At 61.9% G+C, this 6,110-nt stretch carries 2 protein-coding genes; one reads left to right on the top strand and one right to left on the bottom strand.

The annotated features are described in order from the left end of the window. Nucleotides 1–217: GNAT family N-acetyltransferase (locus QMX88_RS28360; protein ID WP_282373566.1), on the top strand; the 217-nt coding region annotated here is incomplete at its 5' end. A 555-nt stretch (nt 218–772) separates the two neighbouring features. On the opposite strand, the gene QMX88_RS28355 is transcribed toward QMX88_RS28360, so the two are convergent. Further along, on the bottom strand, nt 773–5,629 hold the full coding sequence (locus QMX88_RS28355) for an NAD-glutamate dehydrogenase (protein ID WP_282373565.1): 4,857 nt from the start codon (nt 5,627–5,629) through the stop codon (nt 773–775). Between the last annotated feature and the right edge of the window lie 481 nt (nt 5,630–6,110).

Here is a 6,110-nt window from a genome sequence, read left to right as displayed (position 1 = left end):
GGGTAAAGGGGTGGGGTCGCGGCTGATGGCCGCCGTGCTGGAAGTCGCGGACAACTGGATGAACCTGCACCGGGTTGAACTCACCGTGTTTGCCGATAACGAAGCCGCCCTGGCGCTGTACCGCAAATTCGGCTTCGAAACCGAAGGCCGCCTGCGGGATTACGCCATACGCGACGGCGTCCTCGTCGACGCCATCAGCATGGCGCGATTGAAATAACCGCTCAGCCCTTTGAAAGAGCGACGCAGAGCGTCACAGGCTGCATGCCCACGCGGAGCGTGGGCACGATCATCAGGGTACATTCCGCGAAAGGGATGGTGCTCACACCGGCCCCTTCCCGGCTAAAGCCGGTCCTACAATTTGAAACGCGCGCGGTCAGTAGGACCGGCTTCAGCCGGGAAGCTGTTGATCTGCCTTGCTTTTGATCTTTGAACACAAACAGTCCAGACACCGCCAGACGCGACTTGGGTGCAGGCTGAACGCAGGTCTCGCTCCGTGGGTCGAGCGGCATGGATGCCGCGAGAGCCGCCCCCCGCCATGGATGGCGGATGGCGGCGGGCCCACGGAGCGGGACCGGAGTGAAGGAACCCTGACGAAGGAAGGGCCAAACCAGGAGCACAAGCCCTTGGTTACTTGGGGCTTTATCAAGTAACTCGCCGAAGGCGAAACAGTCTGCCCCCAGGCAGACGCCCTTGACCTTGATCTCCCAAACGCAAAAACAAAAAAGCCCCGCGTCTCTCAACGCGGGGCTTCCAGTTACAGACGACTAAACCCTCAAACCACAGCCGTCTGCCCACTCATCGCCAGATCCAGCAACTCACGGTTAGCGACCGCATACATCGCATAATCGTTACCGCTCGCCGCACGCAACTCCACCAACATTGCGCGCCAGCGCTCGACCATCGGCAAATGCTGCTCCAGCCACAGACTCAAACGCTCCTCGACATCCGCAGGACCATTCGCCATCTGCAACACCGACACCGTAATCGCCCGCTGCTGCCAATCGATATCATCACGGAACGCCTCACGGGCCAGCGCCTGCCAGTTGTTCTCCACCGGCAACGCACTGATCTGCTGCAGATACCACGTCACATCCAGCGAACTGCCCACCGCGAAATACACCTTAGCCACATCCGCTGCATTCTGACCGGTCACATCAGACGCCTCGATGATCGGCAACAGCGTGTACAAATGACTCGTACCCGCCACCATCCGCGCCAGCAACTCCGGCACGCCGGCCGCGACGTACTCCTGATAACGCGTCTGCCAGACCTCACGGGTCGGGCCTTCCAGCAACTCGTCCAGCTTCAGACCCAGCGTCGCGATGTGTGGACCGAAGTGCGCCACATCACGCGCCGCGTCCAGTTCGTTGCGACGGCTGCGCAAGAACCAGCGCGTCGCGCGACGGCCCAGACGCATCAGCTCATCCATCAACGCCAGTTGAATCTCGGCCGGGACCTTGTAGTCCAGCGCCTCGATCTGACGGAACCAGTGCGGGAGGTGGAAAATGTCACGCACGATCACGTAAGCCCCAGCCACGTTGGCCGCGGTCATGCCGGTCGACTCTTTGAGCCGCTGCACGAACGTGATGCCCATATGGTTGACCAGGTCGTTGGCGATCTGCGTGCTGACGATTTCGCGCTTCAGACGGTGACGACGCATCGACTCGGAGAACTTCGCACCCAGTGACGGCGGGAACGCCGTCTCCATGTCGCGGGCCAGGTAGTCGTCATCCGGAACGCGGGATTCCAGCAGCGCTTCCTTGAGGTCGATCTTGCTGTAGGAGATCAGCACCGACAGCTCGGCCCGGGTCAGGCCCTTCTTCTCGGCGATGCGCTCGGCCAGTTGATCTTCCGCCGGCAGGAACTCGATGGCACGGTCCAGCTTGCCGCGCGCTTCCAGGTCGCTCATCAGGCGTTTGTACTCGGCGATGCGCTCGTAGGCACGGCGCTCCGCCAGGGACAGGGCCTGGGTCTGCTTGTAGTTGTTGCCGAGAACGAGGTTGCCCACTTCGTCGGTCATGCTTTCGAGCAGCAGGTTGCGCTGCTTCTCGGTCATGTCGCCGGCCTGGACCACTTCGTTCAGGAGGATCTTGATGTTCACTTCATGGTCGGAGCAGTCCACGCCACCGGCGTTGTCGATGAAGTCGGTGTTGGTCGCGCCGCCCATCAGGCCGAATTCGACACGGCCCAGCTGGGTCATGCCCAGGTTGCCACCCTCGCCCACCACTTTGCAGCGCAGCTGATTGCCGTTGACGCGCAGCGCGTCGTTGGCCTTGTCGCCGACGTCCGCGTGGGATTCGGTGCTGGCCTTGACGTAGGTGCCGATGCCGCCGTTCCACAGCAGATCCACTGGCGCCTTGAGCAGCGCGTGCATCAGTTCGGTCGGGGTCAGCTTGTCAGCGGTGATGTCAAAGCGCGCTTTCATCTGCGGGGTGATCGCGATGCTTTTCGCGCTGCGCGGGAAGATACCGCCGCCTTCGGACATCAGGCTGGTGTCGTAATCGGTCCACGCCGAACGCGGCAGGTCGAACAGACGCTGACGCTCGACAAAACTGCTCGCCGGGTCCGGATTCGGATCGATGAAGATATGCAGGTGGTTGAAGGCCGCCACCAGCTGAAGCTTGTCGGACATCAACAGGCCGTTGCCGAACACGTCACCGGCCATGTCGCCGACGCCGATCACGCTGATGCTGTCCTGCTGCACGTTGATGCCGCGCTCGCGGAAGTGGCGCTGCACGCCGACCCACGCGCCCTTGGCGGTGATGCCCATTTTCTTGTGGTCGTAACCCGCCGAGCCGCCGGAAGCGAAGGCGTCGCCGAGCCAGAAGCCGTAGTCGATGGCGATACCGTTGGCGATGTCGGAGAAGGTCGCGGTGCCTTTGTCGGCGGCGACGACCAGGTACGGGTCATCGTCGTCGTGGCGCACGACGTTGGCCGGCGGCACCAGCGCGCCTTCTTTCAGGTTGTCGGTGATGTCCAGCAGGCCGGAAATGAACAGGCGGTAGCAAGCGATGGCTTCGGCCTGAATCTCGTCGCGGGTCCCGGTGGTCGGCAGACGACGGGGCAGGAAGCCGCCCTTGGCGCCGACCGGCACGATGACCGAGTTCTTCACTTGCTGGGCTTTGACCAGACCCAGCACTTCGGTGCGGAAATCTTCTTCACGGTCGGACCAGCGCAGGCCGCCACGGGCCACGTTGCCGAAGCGCAGGTGCACGCCTTCGACGCGCGGCGAGTAGACGAAGATTTCGAACTTCGGCACTGGCTTCGGCAGCTCTGGGATCAGGCGCGGGTTGAACTTGAAGCTGAAGTAGCTCTTGCTCTGGCCGTTGGCGTCGGTCTGATAGAAGTTGGTGCGCATGGTCGCCTTGATCAGGTCAAGGTAGCGACGCAGGATGCGGTCTTCGTTGAGCACTTGCACGCCGTCCAGCGCGGTCAGAATGGCCTGCTCCAGACGCTGCTGCATGTCGTCGAGGTCGCCGCCGCTGAGCTTGCGCGCCAGGTAGAAGCGGGTCTTGAACAGACGCGTCAGCTCGCGAGCGATGTCAGCGTGGTTGTTCAGCGTGCTGGCAATGTAACCCAGGTCGAAGCCTAGACGGATCTGCTTCAGGTAACGCGCGTAGGCACGCAGCAGCGCCACGTCGCGCCACGGCAGACCGGCCGTCAGCACCAGACGGTTGAAGGCGTCGTTTTCGGCTTCGCCACGGACGATGTGGACGAAGGCGTCCTGCAGCGTGTCGTTGAGCTGTTGCAGGTCCAGTTTCAGACCTTCGCCGTAGGTGAACGCGAAGTCGTGAATCCAGAATTCGCGGCCATTGGTGTGGCGCAGGCGGTACGGGAATTCACCGAGCACGCGCAGGCCAAGGTTTTCCAGAATCGGCAGCACGTCGGACAGCGCCAGCGGCGTGTCAGCGTGGTACAGCTTGCAGTGCAACTGCGCCTTGTCGCCCGACAGCGGCTGGTAAAAGCTCATCACCAGCGGATTGGCTTCGGACAGACTCAGCACGTGTTGCATGTCGACCACGGCGGAGTGTGCGGCGAAACGCTCGCGGTAGCCTGCCGGGAAACCTTTAGGGAAGTCGGCCAGCACGTTGGTGCCCTGGGCTTCACCGAAGCTTTCGATGACCAGACTGGCGTAGTCGTCTTTCCACGAACGGCAGGCCTGGATGACTTCGTTTTCCAGCTGCTGCGGGTCGATGTCGAGGGTGACTTTCGGGTCCACACGCAGGATCAGCTGCACGCGCGCCAGTACCGACTCGGAGAAGAAGGTCCAGAACTCGCAATCGGTCGCCTTCAGACGATCCATCAGCACTTGCTGGATCTTCTGACGGACTTCGGTGGAATAGACGTCGCGCGGCACGTAGGCCAGGCAGTAGCAGAAACGGCCGTAGGGGTCTTTGCGCAGGAACACGCGGATCTTGTTGCGCTCCTGGATCTGCACGATCGACATGACGGTGGTGAACAGCTCGTCCACCGGGGTCTGGAACAGGTCATCGCGGGGCAGCACTTCAACCACCTGCGCCAGTTCCTTGCCCAGGTGGGCCTTGGCGTCGAAGCCGGAACGGCGCTCGACTTCGGCAACCTTGCGGCGGATGTAGGGAATGGCGCGCACGCTTTCGCCATACACTGACGAGGTGTACAGGCCCATGAAGCGCGATTCCTTGATGACCTTGCCGTCGGCGTCGATCTGGCGGATCGACACGTAGTCCGGGTACGCCGGGCGATGCACGCGGCTCGGGTGCGCGGCTTTGGCGAAGGACAGCAGGGTCGGCTCCTGCAGGTACTTCACTGCATAGCCTTCGATGTGCAGGTCTTCGGCAGTGAGCCCTGCGCGCAGCAGTTTGGTCAGACCGAGGAAGGACGACGGGTCGTACTGGAGCTGACCGCCCTCGCCTTCGTTGTCGACGGTAAATTCTTCATAGCCGAGGAAGGTGAAGTGGTTGTTCACCAGCCACTCGAGGAACACCTTGACCTCGGATTTCTCCTCGGGGTCGATGTTGTATTCGGTGGCGTCGATGCCGACCAGCAGCTCGTGGAGCTTGGCTTTCATCGGCTCGAAGTCTTCAACGGCAACGCGGACTTCGCCCAGCACCTGCTCCAGTTCGCGGGCGAGCACGTTCAGCTCCGCGGCATTGGCGCAACGGTCGATCTCCAGGTACATCAGCGATTCTTGCAGGACGTCGTCGCCGGTGGTGCCTTTTGGCAGCAGTTCGAGCAACTGGCCTTTCGCGTCACGGCGGACGCTCAGCACGGTGGTCTGCAGCGTGTGGATGCTGTAACCGCGGCGGTTCAGTTCGGTACGCACCGAGTCGACCAGAAAGGGCAGGTCGTGGTGCAGGACTTCGACGGCGGTGTGGGTGGACTGCCAGCCGTGACGTTCGTAATCGGGGTTGTAGACGCGGACCTGGGGCGTGCCGTGCTCGAATCGTTCGAGCAGGCGCCAGGCCGAGAGGGTGCAACCGGCCAGGTCAGAGAGTCTGCGCTGGGTGAGTTCGTCGAGGGAGATGATGCCGAAGAATTGGTCGGCGAACAGCGCCACTTGTGGCAGTGCCTGTTCGCTGATGTGCTGAGCCAGTGCCGCTCGCAGTTGGTGCTGGAAGTCGGACTTGCTGGCTGCGGTGAAGAACGCCATCTGTGGTACTCCGATTGGCTTGAGCTTTTATATAGGAGAGATGCGTGTGTCGGGTGGAGCTTGTGTGTTTGTCTCGTTTGCGTCTGGTCGATGATAGTCAGCATAACGTGACAGGGGGCGTCGCGTTTCGCGTTGCCTGTTTTACTAACGCTTTTGGTGTGTGTGCCGTCACATTTGTTCGGCGTGGGTGCAGCTTAACGAGTGGCGCCCTGAATCTGCTTGCGATGCTGCGACATATTCGGACATCGGGTTGCAGGCCTGGACCTGCGGCGTGGCTTAGTGCGCCAGGATCAAGGGCGTCGGCCTGGCGGCCTCGGTTTCGCCTTCGGCGAGTTACTTTTAAAAAGCACTAAAAGTAACCAAAAGTGCCTGCTCTCGGTTTGGCCCTTCCTTCGTCAGGGTTCCTTCACTCCGGTCTCGCTCCGTGGGCCCGCGCCGAACGGACATCCATGTCCTGACGGCGCTCTCGCCGCATCCATGC

This window comes from Pseudomonas sp. PS02290, from assembly GCF_029960075.1.
GTDB lineage: Bacteria > Pseudomonadota > Gammaproteobacteria > Pseudomonadales > Pseudomonadaceae > Aquipseudomonas.
Note: the sequence above shows the minus strand (reverse complement) of the source record. Positions and strands in the feature narration are given on the sequence as shown.